Here is a 25,201-nt window from a genome sequence, read left to right on the forward strand (position 1 = left end):
TAGATTATTCATCTGCGAGTAAATTATCAATAATATTGCGGGCATGCAGATAGCTTTGCTCATTGCCAAACATATTGGCTTGATTGAGTAAGAAATAGAGTTGATAGATTGGTTGCCTATCTAAGAAACTTGCGGGTAGCGGCCAAACGCTTTGGTAGCCATCAATAATTTGAATCGGAATTTCTTTATACAATGGCAACATGGCGATATCGCATTCCCGATCACCCCAATAACATGCAGGGTCGTAAAGTACGCCATCTATTTGGTTGGTGATGGCACAGTTTGCTGGCCACAAATCACCGTGTAATAAAGAAGGTTGAGGCTGATGTCCGGACAAACGGTGTTTAACAATATCAACCAGTTTTTGAATATCACCAAAAACCATGCCTTTTTCGGACGCTATTTGTAATTGAAGACCAATACGTTTTTCTGCAAAGAATGCATTCCAACGCTTTTCCCATCCATTTGGCTGAACCGTCGTACTGAGCATAGTATCAAAATCAAAACCATAACTTGGTTGCTCTTCCCATTGATGCAGTCGAGCCAATTGTTGTCCAAAATGCCACGCATTGGTGTTATCAAAATGTTTTAATGGGAAATATTCGAGGAGAAGAAAGCTATTATGCTTATTACTGCCTAAACCGTAGACTTTCGGCACGGTCACAGTCTGGCTTTTCGCTAGCATTTCGAGTTGTTCTGCCTCTTGTTTAAAGAGGGGGAGAAACTCACGGCGATTTTGTTTCACGAACACAGTATGCTCACCATAATCGATTCTTAAGGTGTTATGAATATCTCCACCAGAAAGAATCACTTTATTGTGCAGCTCTGCTTCACCAAAGTGTTCAATTAATAAACGATTCATCGCTTGCCACATGATCCACCTCACTGTGATTTGGTCTTCACTCATACCATACTATAGCGACAATTTAGGAATTAACAGTGATCATTGTTTAAAAATTATGCCATATCAAGAAAATGGTTGTGGCTGATTTTTATCAAAAATTGGATGAGTGCCTATTCTTACGGGGAAGGTGAGTGTACGGGGCTGTTTCTTTGATATGGAATCTATAAGGTAGAGTAAAAAGCTGAATAGGTGAGACCCCGATTCAGCTTTTTGTGGTTATGCCGTATGCAAATCTTGGCGAGTGATACGTGATTTTCGACGGGCTAGGACGAGCTTGCTGTAGATTAAGGCGATAACAAAATAACCGGCTTGGATCACCACGATAGTCGGGCCTGTCGTCGCATTGATATGAAAACTGACAATGGTGCCCAGCACACTGGATGTGACGGAGGCGATAATCGCTATCACTAACATCCAACCAAAACTTCGACATAGAACAAAGGCGATAATTCCCGGTGAAATCAGCATGGCAATCACCAGAATGATCCCGACAGCTTGTAATGATGCCACGATGGTTAAGGCGAGTAATGAGAGCAAGCCATAATGCAGCCATTTGACAGGAAGCCCAATGACTCGCGCTTGATTTGGGTCGAAGCAGTAAAGCATAAAGTCTTTACGTTTGAGGAAGATAATGGCAATGGTTATCCCAGCAAACAGCAAAATTTGCTTAAACTCATCATCGGTGATCCCTAAAATATCCCCGAATAAAATGTGTGTGAGATGCTGCTCCGTATCGATTTTTGCGAACATTACTAAGCCGATGGCAAACATACCAGAGAAAACAATACCCATGACGGTGTCTTCTTTTATTCGGCTATTTTCTTTTAAGTAACCCGTTGCGATAGCACAGAATAACCCAGAAACAAAAGCCCCAATAGCCAGAGGGATACCGATTAATGACGCGATAATAATGCCAGGCAACACGGCATGGGAAATGGCGTCACCCATTAATGACCAGCCTTTTAGCACTAAAAAACAGGATAAAATAGCGCAGACAGTACCCGTAACAATCGCGGTGATTAAGGCTTTTTGCATAAATGGAAATGCGAAAGGCGCCATGAGTAAGTCCATAAAATCATTCATGGGTGGCTCCTTGTTGTTTGCTTTGATGCAGGTCCGCCACTTCGATACGCGCTTTACGGCGAGAGGCGATCAGTCCATGTTTGGGTGCAAAGAAGAATGCCAGTAGGAAAATGACGGTCTGGAATGTCACAATCAGCCCACCTGTTGCACCGTTTAAAAAGTAGCTGAGGTAAGCGCCAATCGCGCTTGTTGCAGTACCAATAGAGACTGAGATAATCAGCAAAGTTTTAAACTTGTCTGTGAGCAAATAAGCCGTAGCACCTGGAGTGACTACCATCGCGATAACGAGAATCGCCCCCACCGTTTGTAGAGCAGCAACAGTACATGCACTTAATAAGGTAAAGAAAATAATTTTTAAGCGCAGTGGGTTTAAACCAATAGAACGAGCATGGCTTTCATCAAAGAATACTGCGAGTAAATCTTTCCATAGACACATCAGAACAACAAATGAAATTGCGATGATGATTTCGACTTGAAGCACGTCGGCGTCCGCAATACCCAAAATATTACCGAAGATAATACTTTGCACATTGACCGATGTTGGATTCAAGGAAACGATTAATAACCCTGCGGCAAAGAACGTGGAGAATATAAATCCAATAACGGCATCTTCCCGTAATCGAGTGAGATGCTTAACAAACGTCATCGCAAGTGCCGCGAGGATCCCCGTAAAAAAGGCGCCAGCGGCATAAGGTAATCCTAGTGCATAAGCGCCAGCCACACCGGGTACGACGGAGTGGGAGAGGGCATCTCCCATCAATGACCAACCTTTGAGCATCAAATAAGCCGATAAGAAAGCGCACACCGCACCAACGATGGCACTGACCCAAATCGCCTTAACCATAAAGTTGTACTCAAATGGTTGCAGTAACAACGCGATCATTCGGATTCCTTAGGCTGATTTTTTCTAACCGGTGCATCATGATCGTGACCATAGAAGACAGCTGCGCGCTCGTCATCCGTAATAACAGTGACAGAGCGAGGGTCATCATCATCGTGAAGCTCTTGACCGGATAAGTTAATGTGTCGCAGCACGCCACCAAACGCTTGCTGTAAATTGCGTTGAGTAAAGGTCGTTTCTGTGGGACCACTGGCAAGCACGGTACGGTTAATTAAGATCACATGGTCACAAAATTCAGGCACGCTTCCCAAGTTATGGGTAGAAACTAAAATTAAATGCCCTTCATCACGCAGACTACGCAGCAAATCGATAATAGCGTTTTCTGTTTTTACATCGACACCAGTAAATGGTTCATCGAGTAATAACACTTTACCTTGCTGGGCAAGCGCACGGGCTAAAAATACGCGTTTTTTTTGCCCACCAGAGAGCTCACCAATTTGGCGATTTTCTAAACCGGCTAGATCCACGCGCTCTAATGCCATTTTAACAGCATCTTTATCTTCCTTTTTAGGGATTCTAAAGAACCCCATCTTGCCATATCGCCCCATCATCACGACATCAGACACGAGGACAGGGAAATTCCAGTCGACTTCTTCGGTTTGGGGGACGTAAGCAATGATATTTTCTTTTAATGCCGCTTTAATGGGTTGATTATTCAGGGTCACACTACCCGAAGATGGGGTGACTAACCCCATAATGGTTTTGAACAGGGTGGACTTACCACTTCCATTCACGCCAACAAGTGCGCAAATGGAACCACCATGAATATTAAAACTAGCATCATAAATTGCAGTATGACCGTTGTTATAGGTAACTGTTGCATCATCAACAACTAGCGTTGGATGCTCGAACTGATTTGTATGGCTCATTTACTGTGAAAATCCTTTTGCAATGGTATCAACGGTCGTGTTCAACAGGTCAATGTAAGTTGGTACAGGACCTTCGGCGGTTGACAGGGAGTCAACGTAGAGTACGCCACCGTATTTTGCACCTGTTTCTTTACTGACTTGCAGAGCTGGTTTATCTGAAATGGTACTTTCACTGAAAACAACTGGAATATTGTGTTCACGAACAGTATCAATGACTTTTTTAACTTGCATTGGTGACCCTTGCTCTTCAGCATTAATTGGCCACAAGTAGACTTCTTTGAAACCATAGTCTTTGGTTAGGTAGCTAAATGCGCCTTCACTGGTGACTAACCAACGTTTATCTTCAGGAATACGGTTTAAACGTTCACGTAGTGGTGCATCAAGTGCTGCAATTTCTTGAGAATATTTTTTGGCATTCGCATTGTAGATTTCTGCGTTTGCGGGATCGTATTTCACGAATGCTTTACGAATGTTTTCGATATAAATCTGTGCGTTTGCAGGGGACATCCATGCGTGAGGGTTTGGGTTATCTTTATATTCCCCTTCACGAATTGGCATTGGTTCAATACCTTCAGTGACCACAACCGCAGGGACATCTTTAAGATTTTCAAAAAAACGTTGGAACCAAACTTCCAAATTCATTCCATTCCATAAGATAAGATCGGCATCATAGGCTTTCATAATATCTTTAGGCGTCGGCTGGTAACCGTGAATTTCTGCACCAGGTTTAGTAATGGATTCGACAATTGCGGCATCACCGGCTACATTTTGAGCAATGTCTTGTATAATAGTAAACGTTGTGACCACTTTAAACTTCTTGGCTAAAGCGGGTTGGCTGACAAATAGAATAGCCGCAAGCGCGATGAGTGCTGTCCGCAAAGGCGTAGATAATCGGAATAAAAATGTTTTCATAAATAAGTCCTAACGTTGGGTCACTTGTACTAATTGGCTAAATGTTTTCACAAAGCACCTGTTTAATTAACTCAGTGCATTACGGGATTCGAATAAGCCTTCATTTTCACATTAAGGGTATTAACGCTATAATGTGTATGGTCTTTCTAGCGAATAATATTTATATCTCAATTGATAATGATTATCAATATCAATTATAAAAAATGCCCGTAAAAGCCAAAAGTGATATTTATGTTGTTTATGAGTTGATAATTCACATCATTATTTAACATGACTAAAACACGTCCAGAAGTAAAAGTTAAGTAAAAAATGTATTATTTTTCTAAAGATTAGCTATTCTTTTGGTGTTTTAATTTGCAGAGGATATAACAGTGAAAAAAATGGTCGGCAGTGCGCTTGTCCTTTTGCTATTGGCAGGTTGTTCAAGTGATCCCAATAAAACCGCGAACAGAACAAGAATGCTAGATAATCGTAATCAAATGCCAAATACGGCAGCCAATACTAGCTACCCGCGAACACCTTATGATGAATTTATTCGTGAATCTGCTAGTCGTTATAGTGTGGATGAAACGCTGATCAGAGCGATTATTGAAGTAGAATCTAACTTCCGACCAGAAGTCGTGAGCAAATCGAATGCGATTGGTTTGATGCAAATTAAAGCATCTACGGCAGGACGCGATGCATACCGTTTTCAGGGGCGAGCGGGTGAACCAAGTTCTAGCGATTTAAAAGATCCGCGTAAAAATATTGATATTGGCACCGCTTATATTCGTATCCTCAAAGAGCAGCACTTGGCGGGCATTAGCCACCCTCAAACGATGTACTATGCAACCGTTGTGGCTTACGTCAATGGCGCAGGGGCATTATTACGAACATTTGATAATGATAAGTCAAAAGCGATTGCAATGATCAATAACTTATCCCCAGAAGAATTTTATCAGCATGTTCAATCTAAACACCCCGCACCACAAGCGCCACGTTATTTGTGGAAAGTCAAAAATGCGTATAACGCATTAGCGGTGAATTACTGATATTCAGCCAGTAAGTGTGGGAGCTGCGCGATGATTTCAACAATACCGTTGATAACAAATTGCACTCCCATACAAATTAATAGAAAGCCCATTACACGTCCTATCGCATCAATTCCACTATTTCCTAGCCATTTCATAATTGACGTTGCACCACGTAGTCCAATCCAAACAATCATACTGGTAATAAGAAAGACAATAATCGGGGCAACGATGATCACCCAAGGTGCAAAGCCAATATCTCCTTGCAAAGATGCGGTTGAGCTAATAATAATGGCGATAGTACCGGGTCCTGCGGTGCTTGGCATTGCCAGAGGAACGAAGGCAATATTTTGATTACCTTGACGTTTTTTGGGAACACTTAAATCATCAGCAGGGGGATTGTTGGTATCTTCACTATTTTCTGAGTTGGGAAACAACATTCCAAAACCAATAAAGACAACGATCAACCCTCCAGCAATACGTAACCCTGGAATTGAAATTCCAAAGGTACTCATGACTAATTGACCAGCATAAAAAGCGACGAGCATGATAATAAAAACATAGATTGCAGCAAGTCGTGACTGATGATCTCGCTGCTCTTTGGTCATATTGGATGAAATACTTAGCATGACAGCAATGGCAGTTAGCGGGTTAGCTAGTGGAAGGAGTAACACTAACCCAAGACCAACAGCTTGAAACAGTTGTAAAATATCTTGCATGTCGAAAACTGCCCTCCAATTAATCTAGAATTGCTTCCTTGGGACTATAACAAAGATTGTTACAAATTTGTGAGGTCTAAAGAATATTCATTTAAAAATTTAAGGCTAAAGCGTTATTTACGTGGGATCACGTAATGTTTTTACTTAGAGGACAACAAAGTTGTTCACATTAACTGTGGATAACATCCCTATTCAGATGTGAATAAGTATAATTAGTTAATGAATAACAAAGGATTACGTGACTGGATTAAAAATATTCAATATTTTGGGCAAAAAAAAACCTTTTTATGTGAGATAAAAAGGTCAAGGGCATTTTGCTAGAGGGGGTTTATGTTCATTTGTTATCGAGTATATACAGTACAATGTGTTTTACTGACAGGTTATGTAAATTCGTTAAAAGATTATTGTTAGATGATAATCCTATTTATTGGAAATATAATTGGAATATTCTTTACAAACTCTTTTTTATTTTAAAAACTGCTTTACGGTTTATTGTGTATTCTAATTTTCATGTTAAATAGAATATTAGGATAGCCAATGAGACGGTTACTATCACCATTAGTCACTTCATCGATGCTGCTTGTTTTGGCTATTGCTGCAGTATTGATTCTGTTTCCTCAAACATGGAAACAATCTATTTTCCCATCGATTTCTCAATTATTACCTGACTCTGTTAGCGCTTTTATGGTTCAAAACGGATTGGCTAATAATGCATGCGAAAGTTTAGAAAATAATTTAAGGAGTTTTGCAGATTATTTGCAAGCAAATGCAGATGTTGTTGAAGTTAAAGGAATGAACGGATTAGAAGATCAAATTGCAAATATTCAAGCTAGATTAAATAATTTACCTAGTGATGTGCGCAATTCAGTATGCCAACAAGAATATGCCAATCTTGAAGGATTAAAAAGTGTATTCTCTTTAGGGTACCGTTCATAAAAGAGCAGGTATTTACCCGAACAACGTTATTGATAGTTACCGCTAATTTTTAGCATTTTATCCATGATATGCTTGTTATATGAATATCAATCTAGGATATGTGATGCGCATTTTTAAACTCCCATTTGTTAACTGGTTAGTACTGAACGGATTTGCTGCTTATTATCTACACCTCAAAGAAGGCTTTTATTGGAGCTTTTCTGGATGGATGGGAATTATTGGTATTCTAGTTGCTCTCGAGGCTTTCGGGTGGATTGGCGCGAGTTTATATTATTTTCTTCGGCAAAAAACATCGCCTAATCCGCTGGCACCAGCTTCTTCATTAATTACTCGCGGTCCTTATCGATTGTCACGTAATCCGCTATACCTTGCTTTTACTTCAATGAGCTTAAGCTTGGCGTTATTTTCACATTCACCTTATTTTTTGGTTTCAGGTTTGGTCTTTTGGCTAATAACGGATTTGTACACCATTCCAGAAGAAGAGAAATTTTTGTCGGCTCGCTTTAAAGATGAGTGGCAGTCTTATGCTCAGCAAACTCGTCGCTGGTTGTGATAGTTCTTTGGTGTAATATATTGAAATTTAATTATTTATAAGTATTTTTACCTTTTAATTTTGGTTTTTTTGGTGATCTGGCTCATGATATTTAACTTTAGTTGATTATTTTGACATATTTCAAGGCGTTTATTCCACGGTGTATATAAACTGGTATAACCCATAAACTTGTGAGGTTATTGCCGTGAATAAAAAAGTGTTATTAGGCGCTATTGTCTCTTCGATATTATTGTATTCCGCATCTGCAGCAGCATGCCCTTACTGCAATGGAAATTATGATCATCGATATCAAAATAATTACAGCCAGAATAATTATCGTCAGAATAACGAGATTACTAAGCTAGTGAAGGATTTTGATGATAAGCGTGTTGAGTTGAACAAGTTGTATGATGCTGGTGCTAGTGATGATGATGCCAAAGTGAAAGCTCTGGTAAAAGAACTTGATGATTTATCACTAAAAATCAGAAATGAAGAAGACAAACTATACAACCGACCTTACCGTGATGGAGGGTGGGGTGGACGTGGTAATCACCGCGGTTGTTGGTAATCCTTCATTTGGTTAAGGCTATCGCTCTTGATGAACGGATAGCCTTTTTGTTGTCTTTCTACCGAATATTGAAATTTGCGACCCACATTATGCGCCGTTGTTCAACTGCGTCGATTTCATCGAGCTTATTCACGTATTTCCGTTCTCAACACGCTTAAACCGTGCATTATCGAACGCTTCATCATGTGATGTTTGGTCACCCAAATTCGCAGTGATTTTAGTAATATAATAATCAACAACTGGCTATCGCCATAAAATATGTCTGTGTTATGATTACGAGTTGAGTTGCTAGCGATGTGCATAATTGTGTCATCAATTATATCCATAATGGCTTATATGATGTGTACATAACGGTGTGCCTATCTCGCATAGTGAAGTGAGAAATCGTAAGTAACGTATTGATTTATAAACTTTGGAATAATCAAGCAAGTGATCTTTCGTGTGGGTCACCACTGCTGATAAGGATTTTTTAATGCCTGTTATTACTCTTCCTGATGGAAGTCAGCGTCAATTCGACCATGCCGTTTCTGTCATGGATGTGGCTCGCGATATCGGTGCAGGTCTTGCAAAAGCGTGTATTGCTGGTCGTGTTAATGGTGAGCTGGTGGATGCTTGTGAACTGATCGAGCACGATTCAAACTTGTCAATTATCACGAGTAAAGATGATGAAGGTCTAGAGATCATTCGTCACTCTTGTGCTCACTTATTAGGTCATGCAATTAAACAATTGTGGCCAAATACCAAAATGGCAATCGGTCCAGTTATCGACAACGGTTTCTATTATGATATTGACCTTGACTATACGCTGACCCAGGAAGATTTGGACAAGCTAGAAAAGCGTATGCTTGAGCTTGCCAAAACAGATTATGACGTGGTTAAAAAACGTGTTTCTTGGGCCGAAGCTCGTGAAACATTTGTAAGCCGTGGCGAAGATTATAAAGTTGAAATCTTGGATCAAAACATTAGCCAAGATGACCGCCCAGGCTTATATCACCACCAAGAATACATTGATATGTGTCGTGGTCCGCACGTACCTAATATGCGTTTCTGCCATCACTTTAAATTACAAAAAGTTGCAGGGGCATACTGGCGTGGAAACAGCGACAATAAAATGCTGCAACGTATTTACGGCACGGCATGGGCAGACAAAAAGCAGTTAGCTGCTTATCTGCTGCGCTTAGAAGAAGCGGCAAAACGTGACCACCGTAAAATTGGTAAGCAATTAGATTTATATCATATGCAGGAAGAAGCGCCGGGTATGGCGTTCTGGCACAATGATGGTTGGACAATTTTCCGTGAGCTGGAAACTTTTGTACGTACCAAACTAAAATCCTATAACTACCAAGAAGTTAAAGGTCCATTCATGATGGACCGCGTACTGTGGGAAAGAACAGGTCACTGGGAAAACTACAAAGATGCGATGTTCACAACGTCATCTGAAAACCGTGAATATTGTGTAAAACCAATGAACTGCCCAGGTCACGTACAGATCTTTAACCAAGGGTTAAAATCTTACCGTGATTTACCACTGCGTATGGCAGAGTTTGGTAGTTGCCATCGTAATGAACCATCTGGTGCGCTGCATGGTTTAATGCGTGTACGTGGCTTTACTCAAGATGATGCGCATATTTTCTGTACCGAAGATCAAATTCTGGGTGAAGTGACAAGCTGTATCGAAATGATTTATGACGTTTACAGCACTTTCGGTTTTGAAAAAATCGTTGTAAAACTGTCTACTCGTCCTGAAAAACGTATCGGTACTGACGATATGTGGGATACAGCAGAAGCGGATTTAGCGAATGCTCTGAAGTCTAAGGGTATTGAATTCGAATACCAACCAGGCGAAGGCGCATTCTATGGTCCAAAAATCGAATTTACACTGTATGACTGCCTTGACCGTGCATGGCAATGCGGTACCGTACAATTAGACTTCTTCTTACCAGGTCGTCTAAATGCTTCATATGTAGGCGAAAATAATGAACGCATTACGCCTGTTATGATCCACCGTGCCGTTCTAGGTTCATTAGAGCGCTTCATCGGTATTTTAACAGAAGAATATGCGGGCTTTTTCCCAACATGGTTAGCGCCACAACAAGTTGTGGTGATGAACATTACAGATAGTCAAGCAGACTATGTTCAAGAATTAGTAAGCAAACTGCAAAGTGTTGGCATTCGTGCGAAAGCGGACTTACGCAACGAGAAAATCGGCTTTAAGATCCGCGAACACACCCTGCGTCGTGTTCCTTACATGTTGGTTTGTGGTGAGAAAGAAGTTGAATCAGGTAAAGTGTCTGTTCGTACCCGTCGTGGTAAAGATTTAGGCAGCCTTGATGTTAACGAATTCACGACTAAACTACTGGAAGAAATTCGCAGTCGTCAGCTCAATCAGATGGAGGAATAAGGTATTAAAGGCGGAAAAAAACTCCCAACAGCACGTCCGAATCGTATTAACGAAGAGATCCGTGCAACTGAAATCCGTGTTACTGGCATTGACGGTGAACAACTTGGTGTAATGAGTGTGCGTGACGCACTTGCCAAAGCGGAAGAAGCTGGTGTTGATTTAGTTGAAATCAGCCCAAACGCAGAGCCACCAGTTTGTCGAATCATGGATTACGGCAAGTATCTTTATGAGAAAAGTAAATCTCAAAAAGAGCAGAAAAAGAAACAAAAAGTTGTTCAAGTGAAGGAAATTAAATTCCGTCCGGGAACAGATGAAGGAGACTACCAAGTTAAATTACGTAGCCTCATTCGTTTCTTAGAAGATGGTGATAAAGCGAAAATCACACTGCGTTTCCGTGGTCGTGAAATGGCTCACCAGCAAATCGGTATGGAAATGCTTAACCGCATTAAAGCTGATTTGGAAGAACTGGCTATTGTTGAATCATTCCCTTCACGTATTGAAGGTCGACAAATGATTATGGTCATGTCACCGAAGAAAAATAAATAAGTTGTCATGTAAGAACGCGAGTGGGGGATAGCCTCTCACTCGCGTTTTTTTTATGAAGATATCCTCTCATTAACATGACTTACCGCGAAAAATTTGAATATCTGCTTGAGTAATCTCACAATAAGCAGTAAAATCCGCGGTCGAATCGCTTTGTAAAATCTCGCATTGTTCGAGTTAAAGCCCAAAAAGAATATCGCGTTTTGGTGAAAAGTTATTGAAAACATTACCGGAACGCTTGCTTTAGAGAATGTAGCAAATCTCTTTATCCAGTTGGAGGAATGAAGTATTAAAGGCGGAAAAAGAATCCCATCAACACGACCAAATCGTATTAATGATGAAATCCGTGTTCCTGAAGTCCGTTTAACCGGTTTAGACGGCGAACAGTTAGGCATTATGAGCGCACGTGAAGCGCTTGAAAAAGCTGAAGAAGCGGGTGTTGACCTCGTTGAAATTAGCCCAAATGCTGAACCGCCAGTTTGTCGTATCATGGATTACGGCAAATTCCTTTATGAGAAGAGCAAATCTCAAAAAGAACAGAAAAAGAAACAAAAAGTTGTTCAGGTGAAGGAAATTAAATTCCGCCCTGGTACAGATGAAGGTGATTATCAGGTCAAACTACGCAACCTGATACGCTTTCTAGAAGATGGTGACAAGGCTAAAGTAACGCTACGTTTTCGAGGTCGTGAAATGGCTCACCAACAAATCGGTATGGAAGTGCTTAACCGCATTAAGTCTGATTTGGAAGAGCTGGCGTCAGTGGAGTCATTCCCTTCAAAAATTGAAGGACGTCAGATGATTATGGTGCTGGCACCGAAGAAGAAATAATTAGGCCATCAAGTAATAATCTTACAGTAATGTGAATATTATTCGCCTAATTAATTCGTAGTTAATCACAATGCGAAGTTGGAAATAACAGAAATGCCAAAGATTAAAACTGTACGTGGCGCAGCAAAGCGCTTTAAAAAAACTGCAGGCGGTGGCTTTAAGCGCAAGCATGCAAACCTTCGTCACATTCTGACTAAAAAGTCTACTAAGCGTAAACGCCATTTACGTCCGAAAGGTATGGTATCTAAGGGCGATCTGGGTCTGGTAGTTGCTTGCCTGCCTTACGCATAAGTAAACATTTTAGTTAATTAAGAATAAAGACGATAGGAGATAGCTATGGCTCGCGCAAAACGTGGTGTAATCGCCCGTGCACGTCACAAAAAAATCATGAAGCAGGCGAAAGGTTACTATGGTGCACGTTCTCGTGTTTACCGCGTAGCATTTCAAGCGGTAATCAAAGCTGGTCAATACGCTTACCGTGACCGCCGTCAACGTAAACGTCAGTTCCGTCAACTGTGGATCGCGCGTATTAACGCTGCGGCTCGTCAGAACGGTCTGTCTTACAGCCGTTTCATCAATGGCTTGAAAAAAGCTTCAATTGAAATCGACCGTAAGATCTTAGCAGACATCGCAGTTTTCGATAAAGCAGCATTCACTGCTTTAGTTGAAAAAGCAAAAGGCGCTTTAGCTTAATGTTTGCTTGAAAAGAGGAAGGAAACTTCCTCTTTTCATTTATATTGTTTGTATTAAAAATTAGCTTGTGTTAATACTTTAAGCCTGTTTTTATTGAGACTCTTTTAATGAACAACGTTATTTTTCGTTTCTTTTTTTACTTTAGCACCTGAATCTCGGGGGCTTTTGCGTATAGCGAGTAGAATAGAAACGAAAAGTTACGCTAAAGCCTCCGTCAGGAGGCTTTTTTGTTTTTGGTTTAACAGAAAATACAGTAAAATCAGTCAAGTATTCATATCTCATTAAATATGATTTGTGAAATTTAGTGAATAACTAGCAAAAGACCGAGTGGTCATAAAGGGGAAACAATGCCACATCTCGCTGAATTGGTTGCACAGGCAAAAGCAGCCATTGAACAGGCACAAGATGTTGCGACGTTAGAGTCAGTGCGTGTTGAATTTTTAGGCAAAAGCGGCCACTTCACACTCCAGATGAAAACGTTGCGTGATCTGCCTGCGGACGAACGCCCAGCAGCAGGGGCTGTGATTAATGAAGCTAAGGTCCAAGTTCAAGATGCACTGAACGCCCGTAAAGATGCAATGCAAGCGGATATTCTGAATGCACGCTTGTCATCAGAAAAAATTGACGTTTCATTACCAGGGCGCCGTATGGAAAATGGCGGGTTACACCCAGTAACTCGTACCATTCAGCGAATTGAAGAGTTTTTTGGTGAGTTAGGTTTCTCTGTTGAGACCGGACCCGAAATCGAAGATGACTATCATAACTTTGATGCACTAAACATTCCTGCTCATCACCCTGCGCGTGCAGACCACGATACTTTTTGGTTTGATGCAAAACGTCTATTACGTACTCAAACGTCAGGCGTGCAAATTCGTACCATGAATGGTCAGCAACCACCAATCCGTATTATTGCACCTGGTCGTGTTTATCGTAATGACTACGACCAGACTCATACCCCAATGTTCCATCAAACTGAAGGTCTGATTGTTGATAAAGACATTAGCTTTACCAATTTAAAAGGCACACTTCATGACTTCCTGAACAACTTCTTTGAAGAAGAGGTTCAAGTGCGTTTCCGTCCATCTTATTTCCCATTTACAGAGCCTTCAGCTGAAGTTGACGTGATGGGTAAAAATGGTAAATGGTTGGAAGTATTAGGTTGCGGTATGGTGCATCCAAATGTATTACGCAATGTTGGTATTGACCCTGAAGTCTACTCCGGATTTGCATTTGGTATGGGAATGGAGCGTTTAACCATGTTGCGTTATGGCGTTTCTGACCTTCGTGCATTTTTCGAAAACGATCTTCGTTTCCTCAAACAGTTTAAATAAGGCGGGTCTATCTCATGAAATTCAGTGAACTATGGTTACGCGAATGGGTGAACCCGGCGGTAAGTAGTGAAGAATTATCAGACCAAATCACGATGGCTGGTCTGGAAGTTGATGGTGTTGAAACTGTCGCAGGGCAATTTCACGGTGTAGTTGTAGGGGAAGTTGTTGAATGCGGACAGCATCCTAATGCCGACAAACTTCGTGTCACCAAAGTCAACGTAGGTGGCGATCGTTTATTAGATATCGTTTGTGGTGCACCAAATTGCCGTCAAGGCTTACGTGTTGCTGTTGCAACGGTCGGTGCGATATTGCCAGGCGATTTCAAAATTAAAGCAGCCAAATTACGTGGCGAGCCATCTGAAGGAATGCTGTGCTCTTATTCTGAGCTGGGTATTTCTGATGATCACAGCGGTATTATTGAATTGCCACAAGATGCTGCTATTGGTACTGATATTCGTGAGTATCTAAAATTAGATGATCATGCAATTGAAATCAGTATTACTCCAAACCGTGCTGACTGTTTAAGTATTTTAGGTGTGGCACGTGATGTTGCGGTGATCAACAAATTAGATTTAGTTGAACCTGCGATCACTCCGGTTGCTAGCACCATTAAAGAGACTTTCCCTATCCGTGTTGAAGCGCCTGCGGCATGCCCACGTTTCTTAGGTCGTGTTATCAAGAATATCGATGTTAGCGCGCCGACACCAATGTGGATGAAAGAAAAGTTACGTCGTGGCGGTGTTCGTTCTATTGATGCAGTTGTGGATATTACAAACTATGTTCTGCTGGAATTAGGTCAACCACAACATGCTTACGACTTAGACCGTTTAAACGGTTCTATCATTGTCCGTATGGCAAAAGATGAAGAGAAGCTGGTTCTGCTAGATGGAACTGAAGCTACTTTGAAATCGGATACTCTGGTGATTGCCGATGAGTCTCAAGCTCTGGGTATCGCGGGGATTTTTGGTGGTGAGCATTCTGGTGTTAACGCCGAAACTAAAAATATTTTATTAGAGTGCGCATTCTTCGAACCACTGGCGATTACCGGTCGTGCACGTAATTATGGTTTGCACACCGACGCATCCCATCGTTTTGAACGCGGTGTTGACTCACAGTTGCAATTTAAAGCAATGGAGCGTGCAACTGCGTTGATCGTGGAAATTTGTGGCGGTGAAGTTGGTGACATTATTGATGTTTCTAGTGAAGCACATTTACCAAAAGCGGCAAATATTAAACTGACTCGTAAAAAATTAGATCGTTTAATTGGTCATGTGATTGCGGATGATATCGTCACCGATATTTTGACGCGTTTAGGTTGCCAAGTACAAGTTTCCGCCGATTGTTGGGACGTTGTTGCTCCAAGCTGGCGCTTCGATATGCAAATCGAAGAAGATTTAGTGGAAGAAGTCGCTCGCGTATATGGGTATAACAATATTCCTGACGTTCCTTTGCGTGCTGACTTGATCATGACGGATCATAAAGAAGCGGATTTACCGCTGAAACGCATTAAAGCGATGCTGGTTGACCGTGGTTATCAAGAAGCGATTACGTATAGCTTTGTTGATCCTAAAGTTCAAAGCTTGTTACACCCTCAAGAAGAGGTGCTGAGCCTGCCAAATCCAATTTCAGCCGACATGTCTGCTATGCGTTTGTCGTTGTTGACTGGTTTATTAGGAACGGTGGTCTATAATCAAAATCGTCAACAAAATAGAATTCGTTTATTTGAGACTGGTCTGCGCTTTACACCTGATAATCAAGCAGAATATGGGATCCGTCAGGAAAACATGCTGGCGGGTGTGATCACGGGCAATAAATTTGATGAACATTGGTCATTAGATAAACAAGTTGTTGACTTCTTTGATTTAAAAGGTGATCTTGAAGCTGTTTTTGAATTGACTGGAAAACTAAATCAAATTACATTTAAATCTGAAGCTCATCCAGCATTACATCCTGGGCAAAGTGCTGGGATTTATCTGGAAAATGAACATATTGGTTTTATTGGTGTTGTTCACCCAGAGTTAGAACGTAAACTCGATTTAAATGGTAGAACAGTCGTGTTTGAAGTTCGTACTGATGCAATCGCACAGCGTGTTATTCCAGAAGCGAAAGCGATTTCGCGTTATCCGTCGAACCGTCGTGACATTGCTGTGGTTGTGCCAGAAAATGTAGCAGCTGCCGAAGTTTTAGCAGAATGTAAAAAAGTTGGCATAAATCATATAGTTGGCATAAACTTATTTGATGTGTATTGTGGTGAGGGGATAGCAGAAGGTTATAAGAGCCTCGCTATCAGTCTCGTCTTCCAAGATACCCAGCGTACCATGGAAGAAGAAGAGATTACCGCGACCGTTGATCTGTGTGTTGCTGCGTTAAAACAGCGATTCCAAGCCTCCTTGAGGGACTAAACTTATGGCGCTTACTAAAGCTGAAATGTCAGAAAATTTGTTTGAAAAGCTAGGTGTTAGCAAACGTGATGCGAAAGACCTTGTTGAAACTTTCTTTGAAGAGGTTCGCCTTTCCTTAGAAAATGGTGAGCAAGTTAAATTATCTGGATTCGGTAACTTTGATTTACGTGATAAAAATCAACGTCCCGGTCGTAACCCTAAAACTGGGGAAGATATTCCAATTACTGCTCGCCGTGTTGTCACCTTCCGCCCTGGCCAAAAATTAAAAAGCCGTGTGGAAAGAGCAACCCCAAAAGAGTAATCCTATTCTCTGAATAGCAGAGTAATAAAAAAGACCGCCTAGGCGGTCTTTTGTTTTTAAGTAAAAAACATTTTTTTAAAGACGATGAAATGTACTTTTCTCTTGATGGATTAACGCAGCAAGATAATTTTCTGCTAGCTGAGTTGCTGCAGCTTCTTTTTCGAGCTCAGCAAGAGCGTTTTGGCTATTATGTTGCGAGGCGTTGCTCGTGTTAATTAAGTGTGGAGCGAATATTATAGCTAAATTTCTGATGGACATTTTATGGGATGCTTCATCATTGGAAATAAGAGCACAAAAGCGAGTAACAAGTTGTAATGTTAATGGCGGTGGTGCCAAGCGGCTCAACGCACGGTGGATCCTGTTATCACTGTTTTTTAAAATCAAAGGGGTCTTATTTTTTAATTGCTCGTTACTTTTAATTTGTTGAGTTACATCCTCTTTGTTTTTTACTGCATCAGCACACGCTTGTAAATCACCAAATGAAATATCTGATTTGAAGTCAATGTTGTTATTTTTTCTAAGCGATTCTCCAGCTATTTTTTTAAACGTACTGGTTAATGTTGTTAAAGGATAGTGCTCTAGTTGTGTCAGATGCTCATGGCCATTCTTTGGGTCATTTACCTTATTAAAGAGTTTATTGATGTCAGTTTCGGTACCTGGAGTACGAAAGATTCCTTGACTCGTTGCATATTCCTGATGTTTAAGAATCGCACAACCTAACAGGTTAATTGTACGGTTTTTCTCTCTATCTATGTCAGAAAGACGCTCATCATTATTAATGAGCTCAACATTCCTTTGTTGCAATTTAGTGGTTTCGTTTTTTCGTGTTTTTTCTGCTAGCTGGGCTTTATGTTGCGCGACTTTATGTAGTGCAGCAGCTTTTGCAGCATCGGCTCGAGGATTTCCAGTTAAGCTCGCTTTAGATATAGTTTCCTCTTGATGGGGTAAGTTTTTTGTGGAAGTTTCATTTGTAAAGGAAACTGTGCGTGACGATGCATCCTTGTTTGGAAGGCTAATCATAACCAAGGGTTCATCTGAAACGGTTTTTTTATGGTCGGCTTGTTTGTTTTGGTTACTAAAAAATAAAGAAAAAAAGCTAGCAAATAATTGAGTTACTTTCTTTATTGATGTTTTAAAATGGCTGCTAGCCTTATCCCCAGTTTGGTCCACCTCTTTTGTGTTATATGCAGAAAGTTGCGATTTGGAAGAATGGTTAACTGTAGTTTGTGCCATGTGTAGCCCCTTATAGTGGTTAAGAGTAAAAAATTGGCAGTAGTTTAAATTTTTTTTTATGTTCTCTCTTATATAAAACGCGCTTGTTTTTTAACAAGAAATAATTATTGTAAATGTCATGACTATTTCCTTGAAAAAATTAAAAAAACAGCAATGTCAATCTGATATGGGGTTGATTTTTTTGTTGTTACTGAGTCTTTTTATCATTGTTATACTATCGCTCAGTGCAGGAGAAGTTTGGTATTGGCCGAGTCAATGGATGGATGATTCTGCACAATTATTTGTCTGGCAAATTCGATTGCCGAGATTGTTTGCTGTGGTGATTATTGGTGCGGCATTAGCGGTTACCGGTGCGATCATGCAGGCGTTATTCGAAAATCCTCTTGCAGAGCCGGGCTTACTCGGGGTCAGTAATGGCGCTGGCGTCGCTGTGGTTTTTACCGTCTTGATTTCATCAGGGGAGGTTAATTATTGGGTTCTGAGCTTCAGTGCAATAGCGGGGGCATTGATTCTTACTGGTATTCTTTTGTATTTTGCTCGCCGTAAAAATATCAATAATACTAGCCTACTATTGGTTGGTGTTGCTCTTGGCGTGATCAGTGGTGCCTGTATGACGTGGATGGTTTATATGAGCAGCAATTTAGATTTACGCCAATTGTTGTATTGGATGATGGGAAGCTTTAGCGGCGTGGATTGGCGTCAAATAGGGTTAATTATTGCTTGTCTTCCTTTCTTATTTTGGGCAATGCGACAGGGTAAAATTTTAAATTATTTATTACTGGGTGATATTCAATCTTACCAATTGGGTGTTTCTACTCATCGATGGCGGTTAATATTAATTATCATTACCGGAATACTAATTGGGCTTAGTGTCGCAGTGGCGGGTGCCATTAGTTTTATTGGGTTGGTTATCCCGCATATATTAAGGCTAAGCGGTATAACGGATAACCGCTTTTTATTACCTGCTTGTGCAGTCGCTGGTGCGCTATGTTTATTAATTGCAGATTTGTTGTCTCGGTTATTGATAGACAATGCGGAAATTCCGATAGGGGTGATTACGGCAACTTTAGGTGCACCGGTTTTTATCTATTTATTAGTCAAAAATCACGCTTGGCGGCAATGATATGAATAAAACATGGGTGATTGAAACTCAAAATTTAAAGGTGGAACATCGGTTATCTGGGATTAGCCAATGTGTTTCTGCTGGCGAGCAAATACACCTCTTAGGTGCGAATGGTGCAGGAAAAAGCACATTGTTAGCCGCTCTGAGTGGTTGCATCACCTATACAGGAACGATTCTTCTCAATAACCTGAATTTAGAAAATTATACTGTTCAAGCGCTTTCAACGTATCGAGCTTATTTAACACAGCAAGCAAGCACTTTACCAAGCCTAAAAGTATTTCAATACTTAACTTTGTTTATTGGACAGAAATTAATTCCACCGGTTATTTTTAGTGAAATATGTTCTGATTTCCAACTTACGTCATTATTGTCTAAGCCAATTAATCAATTATCTGGTGGAGAATGGCAGCGAATTCGGATTGTTGCTGTATTTTTGCAGGTTTGGGATCAGGATTGTTTGAGCGGAAAAATAATCTTATTTGATGAACCAATAAACAATTTAGATATTATTCAGCAAGGAATGCTAGATAAATGGGTGAAATGTTTTTGTCATTGCGCAGGAACAGTTATAATGAGTGGACATAATCTTAGTCATTCATATAAAAATGCAAGTCGAATTTGGATGATTAAGAAAGGTGCAATTATCTATGCAGGTGAGCCTGACGATGTAATGACAGAAAGTCATTTGTCAGAAGTATTTATGGCTGATATAAAACTCAGCCAAAGCTCATCAGAGAAAGTATGGCAAATTATTAATCATACTAATTAGCTAATCGTGTTCTTATTGCCCGTATCACGGCAATTTATTGCAGTAATGATGACTGGTGTTGAGGTTCGGTTAAAGTAAATTTAACTAGAATATCCTATTCATAATGAAATTAGGCTACAAACAATATGAGCAATTTCCTTCCGTTTTCAAAACCAGCAATCGGGGATGAAGAGGTTAAGGCAGTAGAAAACGTTCTGCGTTCAGGCTGGATTACCACGGGTCCACAGAATCATCAATTAGAAGAAGATTTCTGTAAGCGCTATGGTTGCAAGCATGCAATTGCACTTGCATCGGCGACAGCTGGCATGCATGTTGTTTTAATGGCATTGGGCATAGGTCCAGGCGATGAGGTTATTACGCCATCACAAACGTGGGTTTCCACTATCAATATGATCGAGTTGCTGGGTGCAACGCCTGTCATGATTGATGTTGATCGTGATACCTTAATGATTAAGCCAGAAGCAGTAGAAAAAGCCTTAACAAGTAAAACGAAGGCAATTATCCCTGTGCACTATGCGGGAGCGCCTTGCGATTTAGATGCACTGCGTGCTATTGCTCAACAAGCGGGCGTTTTCCTCATTGAAGATGCAGCTCATGCGGTTGGAACACGTTATAAGAATGAGTGGATTGGTGAAAAGGGGACTGCCATTTTTTCATTCCACGCGATTAAAAACGTGACATGTGCGGAAGGTGGCTTAGTCGCCACAGATGATGATGCACTTGCTCAGCGCGTTCGTGCATTGAAATTCCACGGCTTAGGTGTGGATGCATTTGATCGTCAGATGCAAGGTCGAAAACCGCAAGCGGAAGTGGTTGAGCCCGGCTTCAAGTATAACTTATCCGATATTCATGCTGCCATTGCCGTCGTACAATTGTCTCGTGTTGAGTATTTAAATCAACGTCGAGCAGAATTAACGGCTCGTTACCGTGAATTACTAAAAGACTCTCCATTACAGATGTTATCTGTGCCAGAATACCCTCATTTGCATGCAAACCACTTGTTTATGGTGCGTGTTGATAAATCTGTTTGTGGTATTGACCGCGATACATTTATGGAGAAGTTAAAAGAGCATAATATTGGTACGGGTTTACATTTCCGTGCAGCTCATACACAAAAATATTACCGCGAAAAATACCCAGAGCTGTCATTACCAGAATCAACATGGAATAGCGCAACACTTTGCTCGTTGCCTTTATTCCCAGACATGACTGACGCCGATGTTGAACGGGTAGTGAGTGCGATTAATACAGTCCTTTTGGAGTCAAAATAGTGTCATTAGCTGATGAATTTGATGAGATTAAAAAAGTCTCAGTCGTAATCCCTGTTTATAACGAAGAGCAAAGTTTGCCTCAATTGTTAGAACGTACGATTAAATCCTGTAAACAACTCACTCAGTCTTATGAACTGATTTTGGTTGATGATGGGAGTAGCGATCGTTCAGCAAAAATGCTGGTGGAAGCCGCAGAAAATCCAGATAATCATGTGATTGCGATCATTTTGAACCGTAACTATGGTCAACACTCTGCTATTATGGCGGGTTTCAATCAAGCTGATGGTGACTTAGTCATCACTCTTGATGCCGACTTACAGAACCCACCGGAAGAAATCCCGCGTTTAGTGCAAACCGCGTCTCAAGGCTATGATGTTGTTGGCACTCGTCGTGCGAATCGTCAAGACTCTTGGTTCCGTAAAACTGCATCAAAAATGATCAATGCGATGATCACCAAAGCAACAGGTCGTTCAATGGGTGACTATGGTTGTATGTTGCGTGCTTATCGTCGACATATTATTGAAGCCATGCTCCAATGTCATGAACGCAGTACATTTATTCCTATTTTAGCGAATACTTTTGCACGTAGAACCATTGAAATTGATGTAGCGCATGCTGAGCGTGAGTTTGGTGATTCAAAATACAGCTTTATGAAGCTGATTAATTTAATGTATGACTTATTAACGTGCTTAACCACTGCACCTCTGCGTTTGTTAAGTGTTGTTGGTAGCATTATCGCTGCGGGTGGTTTTGTACTGGCAGTGCTGTTAATTGTTTTACGTCTACTGTTCGGCGCGAGCTGGGCTGCAGACGGCGTATTTACACTGTTTGCGATACTCTTTATGTTTATCGGCGCGCAGTTTGTTGCTATGGGATTATTGGGCGAATACATCGGTAGGATCTATAATGATGTGCGCGCGAGACCTCGTTATTTTATTCAAAAAGTCGTCGGAGCAGACCTTAAATCCGACAAAAATCAGGAAGAAAACTAATGAAAGCTATTGTTTTTGCCTATCATGATATTGGCTGTGTAGGGATAAAAGCGCTTGAGAAAGCGGGTTTTGATATTCAGGCAGTATTTACTCACACTGATGATCCAAATGAAAACCACTTTTACTCTTCTGTAGCTCGTGTCAGTGCAGATATGGAACTTCCTGTTTTCGCTCCAGAAAACGTTAACCACCCACTGTGGATTGAACGTATTCGTGAGATGAAACCTGATGTGATTTTCTCTTTCTACTATCGCGATATGTTAAGCGAAGAACTATTAGCATTAGCACCGAAAGGCGCGTTCAACTTGCATGGTTCTTTACTGCCAAAATACCGTGGTCGTGCACCAATCAACTGGGCGCTGTTAAACGGCGAAAGCGAAACAGGCGTAACGTTGCACAAGATGGTTGCTAAAGCTGATGCTGGCGATATCGTGGCTCAAGAGAAAGTGGCTATCACCGATACCGATACTGCACTGACTTTACACGCTAAAGTCCGCGAAGCTGCGGAAGTTCTGTTGGATAAAACCCTGCCATTAATCGAAGCAGGCAGCTACAAAACAACGGCACAAGATGAAAGCCAAGCGAGCTACTTTGGTCGCCGTAGTGCGGATGATGGTCAAATCGACTGGAACCGTAGCGCGAAAGAAATTAACTGCTTGATTCGTGCAGTAACAGAACCATACCCAGGCGCATTTACCTATTTAGGTGCGCGTAAAATGATTATATGGCGTGCGCGTGTATTAGACGATAACCAAGGTAAAGCAGCAGGTACCGTATTGTCTAGCGACCCACTGCGTATCGCATGTGGTCAAGGCGCACTGGAAATCGTTAGCGGTCAAAGCGAAACTGGTCTGTACATGCAAGGCAACCGCCTGGCTAACGAAATGGGCATCGTAACTGACGTTCGCGTTGGTGCTAAACCAACTGCGCAAGTTAAGCGTCGTAAACGTGTTCTGATCTTAGGTGTGAACGGCTTTATCGGTAACCACTTAACTGAGCGTCTGTTACAAGATGACAACTACGATATCTATGGTATGGATATTGGCTCATCTGCGATTGAACGTTTCATTGGTAACCCACGTTTCCACTTCATTGAAGGTGACGTGAGCATCCACACTGAGTGGATTGAGTACCACATCAAAAAATGTGACGTTATTCTGCCACTGGTTGCTATCGCGACGCCAATCGAATATACCCGTAACCCACTGCGTGTATTCGAATTAGACTTCGAAGAAAACCTGAAAGTTGTTCGTTACTGTGTGAAATACAACAAACGCATCATCTTCCCATCCACTTCTGAAGTTTATGGTATGTGTGATGATAAAGAGTTTGATGAAGACGAATCTCGTTTGATCGTCGGTCCAATCAACAAACAACGTTGGATTTACTCGGTTTCTAAACAGTTACTTGACCGAGTGATCTGGGCATACGGTGCGAAAGAAGGCCTGAAATTCACCTTATTCCGTCCATTTAACTGGATGGGACCACGTTTAGACAGCCTAAACTCTGCGCGTATTGGTAGCTCACGCGCGATTACTCAGCTGATCCTGAACTTAGTTGAAGGTTCACCAATCAAGTTAGTTGACGGTGGTGCTCAAAAACGCTGCTTCACAGATATCAAAGATGGTATCGAAGCACTGTTCCGCATCATTGAAAACAAAGACGGCAAATGTGATGGTCAAATCATCAACATCGGTAACCCAACTAACGAAGCAAGTATTCGTCAGTTAGCGGAAATGCTGTTAGAAAGCTTCGAAAAACACCCTGCACGTGGAAAATTCCCTCCATTTGCTGGCTTCCGTGAAATCGAAAGTGCTAGCTACTATGGTCAAGGTTACCAAGACGTCGAGCATCGTAAACCAAGTGTTGAAAACGCACGTCGTTTACTTGACTGGGTTCCGACTATCGATATGAAAGATACCATTGAAGAAACATTAGACTTCTTCTTACAGGGTGCTGTAGAAGAGCTGGAAAGCAAAAAATAATGAAAAAAGTTGGCTTGAGAATCGATGTGGACACCTATCAAGGTACATTGAAAGGGGTTCCTCAATTACTTAAAGTGCTCAAAGAGCATGATATTCAGGCCAGCTTTTTCTTCAGTGTAGGACCCGATAATATGGGGCGCCATTTATGGCGCCTTTTGCGTCCTAAATTTCTGTGGAAAATGCTACGGTCGAATGCGGCATCTTTGTATGGTTTAGATATTTTACTGGCGGGTACTGCGTGGCCAGGTAAAAAAATCGCCAAAGATCTAGGCTATTTGATGAAACAAACCTTGGACGCTGGGCATGAAGTCGGCTTACATGCGTGGGATCATCAAGGGTGGCAAGCTAAGGTGGCTAAATGGAGCGAGGCTCAACTCACTGAACAAGTGAAATTGGGTGTCGACGCACTGCACAACGCAACAGGTCAACGAGTCACTTGTTCAGCGGTAGCAGGGTGGCGTGGTGACGAGCGTGTACTCGAAGTTAAACAAGGGTTTAATTTTGACTACAACAGCGACTGTCGTGGAAAATTCCCATTTAGACCTATCTTGCGTGATGGTTCTTTGGGTACGGTTCAAATTCCGGTGACATTACCAACCTACGATGAAGTCGTCGGCACGGTAGTCACTGATGAAGAATTTAATGATTTTATTCTTCAAGCAATAAAAGATGACCAAGGTATTCCGGTTTACACTATCCATACGGAAGTTGAAGGAATGTCAAAGTCACAACAATTTTCACAATTATTGGAACGAATTAAGCAAGAAGAAATCCAATTCTGTACATTAAGTGAATTGTTGCCTGAAGACATCAATATGCTTCCTAAAGGAAGAGTGGTTCGCGCCCCATTCCCGGGACGAGAAGGTTGGCTGGGCTGCCAAGAAGAGGAATAAAA

The 25,201-nt window shown here is 41.3% G+C and carries 26 protein-coding genes and 1 other annotated feature; of the genes, 19 read left to right on the forward strand and 7 right to left on the reverse strand.

All coding sequences use genetic code 11. The annotated features are described in order from the left end of the window. Window positions 1-4 precede the first annotated feature (4 nt). The 5 genes from PR795_RS04235 to PR795_RS04255 form a co-directional block, all read right to left on the reverse strand. Window positions 5-874, reverse strand: coding sequence for a fructosamine kinase family protein (locus tag PR795_RS04235; protein ID WP_006661979.1), 870 nt, complete (start codon window positions 872-874; stop codon window positions 5-7). A 246-nt stretch (window positions 875-1,120) separates the two neighbouring features. Then, a complete protein-coding gene (locus PR795_RS04240) occupies window positions 1,121-1,987 on the reverse strand; it encodes a metal ABC transporter permease (RefSeq protein WP_181480777.1) in 867 nt (288 codons plus the stop codon). After that, entirely contained in the window at window positions 1,980-2,870 is an 891-nt protein-coding gene (locus tag PR795_RS04245) for a metal ABC transporter permease (protein WP_006661978.1), read from the reverse strand. The genes PR795_RS04240 and PR795_RS04245 overlap by 8 nt, the downstream gene beginning before the upstream one ends. Then, on the reverse strand, window positions 2,867-3,757 hold the full coding sequence (locus tag PR795_RS04250; RefSeq protein WP_006659441.1) for a manganese/iron ABC transporter ATP-binding protein: 891 nt from the start codon (window positions 3,755-3,757) through the stop codon (window positions 2,867-2,869). Before PR795_RS04250 ends, PR795_RS04245 begins: the two co-directional genes overlap by 4 nt. Next, the gene (locus PR795_RS04255) at window positions 3,758-4,669 is read right to left on the reverse strand and encodes a metal ABC transporter substrate-binding protein (protein ID WP_181480778.1); all 912 of its coding nucleotides are present in this window, start codon (window positions 4,667-4,669) and stop codon (window positions 3,758-3,760) included. Between the two features lie 371 nt (window positions 4,670-5,040). Between PR795_RS04255 and PR795_RS04260 the strand changes: the two genes are divergently transcribed. Then, window positions 5,041-5,700, forward strand: coding sequence for a transglycosylase SLT domain-containing protein (locus tag PR795_RS04260; protein WP_006661976.1), 660 nt, complete (start codon window positions 5,041-5,043; stop codon window positions 5,698-5,700). Here the strand turns inward: PR795_RS04260 and PR795_RS04265 are convergent. Next, the gene (locus PR795_RS04265; RefSeq protein WP_006661975.1) at window positions 5,694-6,398 is read right to left on the reverse strand and encodes a MarC family NAAT transporter; all 705 of its coding nucleotides are present in this window, start codon (window positions 6,396-6,398) and stop codon (window positions 5,694-5,696) included. The genes PR795_RS04260 and PR795_RS04265 overlap by 7 nt on opposite strands. A gap of 537 nt (window positions 6,399-6,935) precedes the next feature. Between PR795_RS04265 and PR795_RS04270 the strand changes: the two genes are divergently transcribed. The 12 genes from PR795_RS04270 to ihfA all read left to right on the forward strand — a co-directional run bounded on the left by PR795_RS04270 (window position 6,936) and on the right by ihfA (window position 16,933). Continuing rightward, a complete protein-coding gene (locus PR795_RS04270; RefSeq protein WP_036960669.1) occupies window positions 6,936-7,334 on the forward strand; it encodes a hypothetical protein in 399 nt (132 codons plus the stop codon). Between the two features lie 103 nt (window positions 7,335-7,437). Further along, the gene (locus PR795_RS04275) at window positions 7,438-7,887 is read left to right on the forward strand and encodes a methyltransferase family protein (protein WP_036974729.1); all 450 of its coding nucleotides are present in this window, start codon (window positions 7,438-7,440) and stop codon (window positions 7,885-7,887) included. 184 nt (window positions 7,888-8,071) lie between these two features. Beyond that, window positions 8,072-8,434: a hypothetical protein gene (locus PR795_RS04280; protein WP_036974730.1), complete on the forward strand. Its 363-nt coding sequence runs from the start codon at window positions 8,072-8,074 to the stop codon at window positions 8,432-8,434. Between the two features lie 472 nt (window positions 8,435-8,906). Next, entirely contained in the window at window positions 8,907-10,835 is a 1,929-nt protein-coding gene (gene thrS / locus PR795_RS04285; protein ID WP_036965079.1) for a threonine--tRNA ligase, read from the forward strand. Window positions 10,836-10,838: 3 nt separating this feature from the next. Next, entirely contained in the window at window positions 10,839-11,381 is a 543-nt protein-coding gene (gene infC / locus PR795_RS04290; RefSeq protein ID WP_071524940.1) for a translation initiation factor IF-3, read from the forward strand. 285 nt (window positions 11,382-11,666) lie between these two features. Next, window positions 11,667-12,206, forward strand: coding sequence for a translation initiation factor IF-3 (gene infC / locus PR795_RS04295; protein WP_071524939.1), 540 nt, complete (start codon window positions 11,667-11,669; stop codon window positions 12,204-12,206). A gap of 93 nt (window positions 12,207-12,299) precedes the next feature. After that, entirely contained in the window at window positions 12,300-12,497 is a 198-nt protein-coding gene (rpmI, locus tag PR795_RS04300; protein ID WP_004263702.1) for a 50S ribosomal protein L35, read from the forward strand. Window positions 12,498-12,542: 45 nt separating this feature from the next. After that, window positions 12,543-12,899: a 50S ribosomal protein L20 gene (gene rplT, locus PR795_RS04305; RefSeq protein ID WP_006659451.1), complete on the forward strand. Its 357-nt coding sequence runs from the start codon at window positions 12,543-12,545 to the stop codon at window positions 12,897-12,899. 101 nt (window positions 12,900-13,000) lie between these two features. Further along, window positions 13,001-13,131 (forward strand) — a sequence feature (Phe leader region). Beyond that, window positions 13,007-13,051: a pheST operon leader peptide PheM gene (pheM, locus tag PR795_RS04310; protein WP_126437459.1), complete on the forward strand. Its 45-nt coding sequence runs from the start codon at window positions 13,007-13,009 to the stop codon at window positions 13,049-13,051. (Overlaps the previous feature by 45 nt.) Window positions 13,132-13,246: 115 nt before the next feature. Beyond that, window positions 13,247-14,230 carry a phenylalanine--tRNA ligase subunit alpha gene (gene pheS / locus PR795_RS04315; RefSeq protein ID WP_006659452.1) on the forward strand — a complete coding sequence of 328 codons (984 nt, stop codon included), beginning with the start codon at window positions 13,247-13,249 and terminating at the stop codon, window positions 14,228-14,230. A 14-nt stretch (window positions 14,231-14,244) separates the two neighbouring features. Next, window positions 14,245-16,632, forward strand: coding sequence for a phenylalanine--tRNA ligase subunit beta (gene pheT, locus PR795_RS04320; RefSeq protein WP_181480779.1), 2,388 nt, complete (start codon window positions 14,245-14,247; stop codon window positions 16,630-16,632). Between the two features lie 4 nt (window positions 16,633-16,636). Then, entirely contained in the window at window positions 16,637-16,933 is a 297-nt protein-coding gene (ihfA, locus tag PR795_RS04325; RefSeq protein WP_006659454.1) for an integration host factor subunit alpha, read from the forward strand. 75 nt (window positions 16,934-17,008) lie between these two features. On the opposite strand, the gene PR795_RS04330 is transcribed toward ihfA, so the two are convergent. Further along, a complete protein-coding gene (locus tag PR795_RS04330) occupies window positions 17,009-18,166 on the reverse strand; it encodes a RhoGAP domain-containing protein (protein WP_181480780.1) in 1,158 nt (385 codons plus the stop codon). 118 nt (window positions 18,167-18,284) lie between these two features. On the opposite strand from PR795_RS04330, the gene btuC reads away from it, so the two are divergent. The 6 genes from btuC to arnD all read left to right on the forward strand — a co-directional run bounded on the left by btuC (window position 18,285) and on the right by arnD (window position 25,199). Then, a complete protein-coding gene (btuC, locus tag PR795_RS04335) occupies window positions 18,285-19,289 on the forward strand; it encodes a vitamin B12 ABC transporter permease BtuC (protein WP_181480781.1) in 1,005 nt (334 codons plus the stop codon). A 1-nt stretch (window position 19,290) separates the two neighbouring features. After that, the gene (locus tag PR795_RS04340; RefSeq protein WP_006659457.1) at window positions 19,291-20,058 is read left to right on the forward strand and encodes a vitamin B12 ABC transporter ATP-binding protein BtuD; all 768 of its coding nucleotides are present in this window, start codon (window positions 19,291-19,293) and stop codon (window positions 20,056-20,058) included. Window positions 20,059-20,183: 125 nt separating this feature from the next. Beyond that, window positions 20,184-21,329, forward strand: a complete 1,146-nt coding sequence (gene arnB / locus PR795_RS04345) for a UDP-4-amino-4-deoxy-L-arabinose aminotransferase (protein WP_006659458.1) — start codon at window positions 20,184-20,186, stop codon at window positions 21,327-21,329. Then, on the forward strand, window positions 21,329-22,321 hold the full coding sequence (arnC, locus tag PR795_RS04350) for an undecaprenyl-phosphate 4-deoxy-4-formamido-L-arabinose transferase (RefSeq protein WP_006659459.1): 993 nt from the start codon (window positions 21,329-21,331) through the stop codon (window positions 22,319-22,321). The genes arnB and arnC overlap by 1 nt, the downstream gene beginning before the upstream one ends. After that, window positions 22,321-24,306: a bifunctional UDP-4-amino-4-deoxy-L-arabinose formyltransferase/UDP-glucuronic acid oxidase ArnA gene (gene arnA / locus PR795_RS04355; protein WP_036978035.1), complete on the forward strand. Its 1,986-nt coding sequence runs from the start codon at window positions 22,321-22,323 to the stop codon at window positions 24,304-24,306. The genes arnC and arnA overlap by 1 nt, the downstream gene beginning before the upstream one ends. Then, the gene (gene arnD, locus PR795_RS04360; RefSeq protein WP_006659461.1) at window positions 24,306-25,199 is read left to right on the forward strand and encodes a 4-deoxy-4-formamido-L-arabinose-phosphoundecaprenol deformylase; all 894 of its coding nucleotides are present in this window, start codon (window positions 24,306-24,308) and stop codon (window positions 25,197-25,199) included. The genes arnA and arnD overlap by 1 nt, the downstream gene beginning before the upstream one ends. The last annotated feature ends 2 nt before the right edge of the window (window positions 25,200-25,201 follow it).

The sequence above is a fragment of the Providencia sp. PROV209 genome (assembly GCF_028479485.1).
Classification (GTDB): Bacteria; Pseudomonadota; Gammaproteobacteria; order Enterobacterales; family Enterobacteriaceae; genus Providencia; species Providencia alcalifaciens.

Excerpts from the sequence above, each read along its gene's own strand:
- PR795_RS04235 (WP_006661979.1), bottom strand. The coding sequence starts at position 874 with ATGTGGCAAGCGATGAATCGTTTATTAATTGAACACTTTGGTGAAGCA.
- PR795_RS04240 (WP_181480777.1), bottom strand. The coding sequence starts at position 1,987 with ATGAATGATTTTATGGACTTACTCATGGCGCCTTTCGCATTTCCATTT.
- PR795_RS04245 (WP_006661978.1), bottom strand. The coding sequence starts at position 2,870 with ATGATCGCGTTGTTACTGCAACCATTTGAGTACAACTTTATGGTTAAG.
- PR795_RS04250 (WP_006659441.1), bottom strand. The coding sequence starts at position 3,757 with ATGAGCCATACAAATCAGTTCGAGCATCCAACGCTAGTTGTTGATGAT.
- PR795_RS04255 (WP_181480778.1), bottom strand. The coding sequence starts at position 4,669 with ATGAAAACATTTTTATTCCGATTATCTACGCCTTTGCGGACAGCACTC.
- PR795_RS04265 (WP_006661975.1), bottom strand. The coding sequence starts at position 6,398 with ATGCAAGATATTTTACAACTGTTTCAAGCTGTTGGTCTTGGGTTAGTG.
- PR795_RS04270 (WP_036960669.1), top strand. The coding sequence starts at position 6,936 with ATGAGACGGTTACTATCACCATTAGTCACTTCATCGATGCTGCTTGTT.
- PR795_RS04275 (WP_036974729.1), top strand. The coding sequence starts at position 7,438 with ATGCGCATTTTTAAACTCCCATTTGTTAACTGGTTAGTACTGAACGGA.
- thrS (WP_036965079.1), top strand. The coding sequence starts at position 8,907 with ATGCCTGTTATTACTCTTCCTGATGGAAGTCAGCGTCAATTCGACCAT.
- rpmI (WP_004263702.1), top strand. The coding sequence starts at position 12,300 with ATGCCAAAGATTAAAACTGTACGTGGCGCAGCAAAGCGCTTTAAAAAA.
- rplT (WP_006659451.1), top strand. The coding sequence starts at position 12,543 with ATGGCTCGCGCAAAACGTGGTGTAATCGCCCGTGCACGTCACAAAAAA.
- pheS (WP_006659452.1), top strand. The coding sequence starts at position 13,247 with ATGCCACATCTCGCTGAATTGGTTGCACAGGCAAAAGCAGCCATTGAA.
- pheT (WP_181480779.1), top strand. The coding sequence starts at position 14,245 with ATGAAATTCAGTGAACTATGGTTACGCGAATGGGTGAACCCGGCGGTA.
- ihfA (WP_006659454.1), top strand. The coding sequence starts at position 16,637 with ATGGCGCTTACTAAAGCTGAAATGTCAGAAAATTTGTTTGAAAAGCTA.
- PR795_RS04330 (WP_181480780.1), bottom strand. The coding sequence starts at position 18,166 with ATGGCACAAACTACAGTTAACCATTCTTCCAAATCGCAACTTTCTGCA.
- btuC (WP_181480781.1), top strand. The coding sequence starts at position 18,285 with ATGACTATTTCCTTGAAAAAATTAAAAAAACAGCAATGTCAATCTGAT.
- PR795_RS04340 (WP_006659457.1), top strand. The coding sequence starts at position 19,291 with ATGAATAAAACATGGGTGATTGAAACTCAAAATTTAAAGGTGGAACAT.
- arnB (WP_006659458.1), top strand. The coding sequence starts at position 20,184 with ATGAGCAATTTCCTTCCGTTTTCAAAACCAGCAATCGGGGATGAAGAG.
- arnA (WP_036978035.1), top strand. The coding sequence starts at position 22,321 with ATGAAAGCTATTGTTTTTGCCTATCATGATATTGGCTGTGTAGGGATA.
- arnD (WP_006659461.1), top strand. The coding sequence starts at position 24,306 with ATGAAAAAAGTTGGCTTGAGAATCGATGTGGACACCTATCAAGGTACA.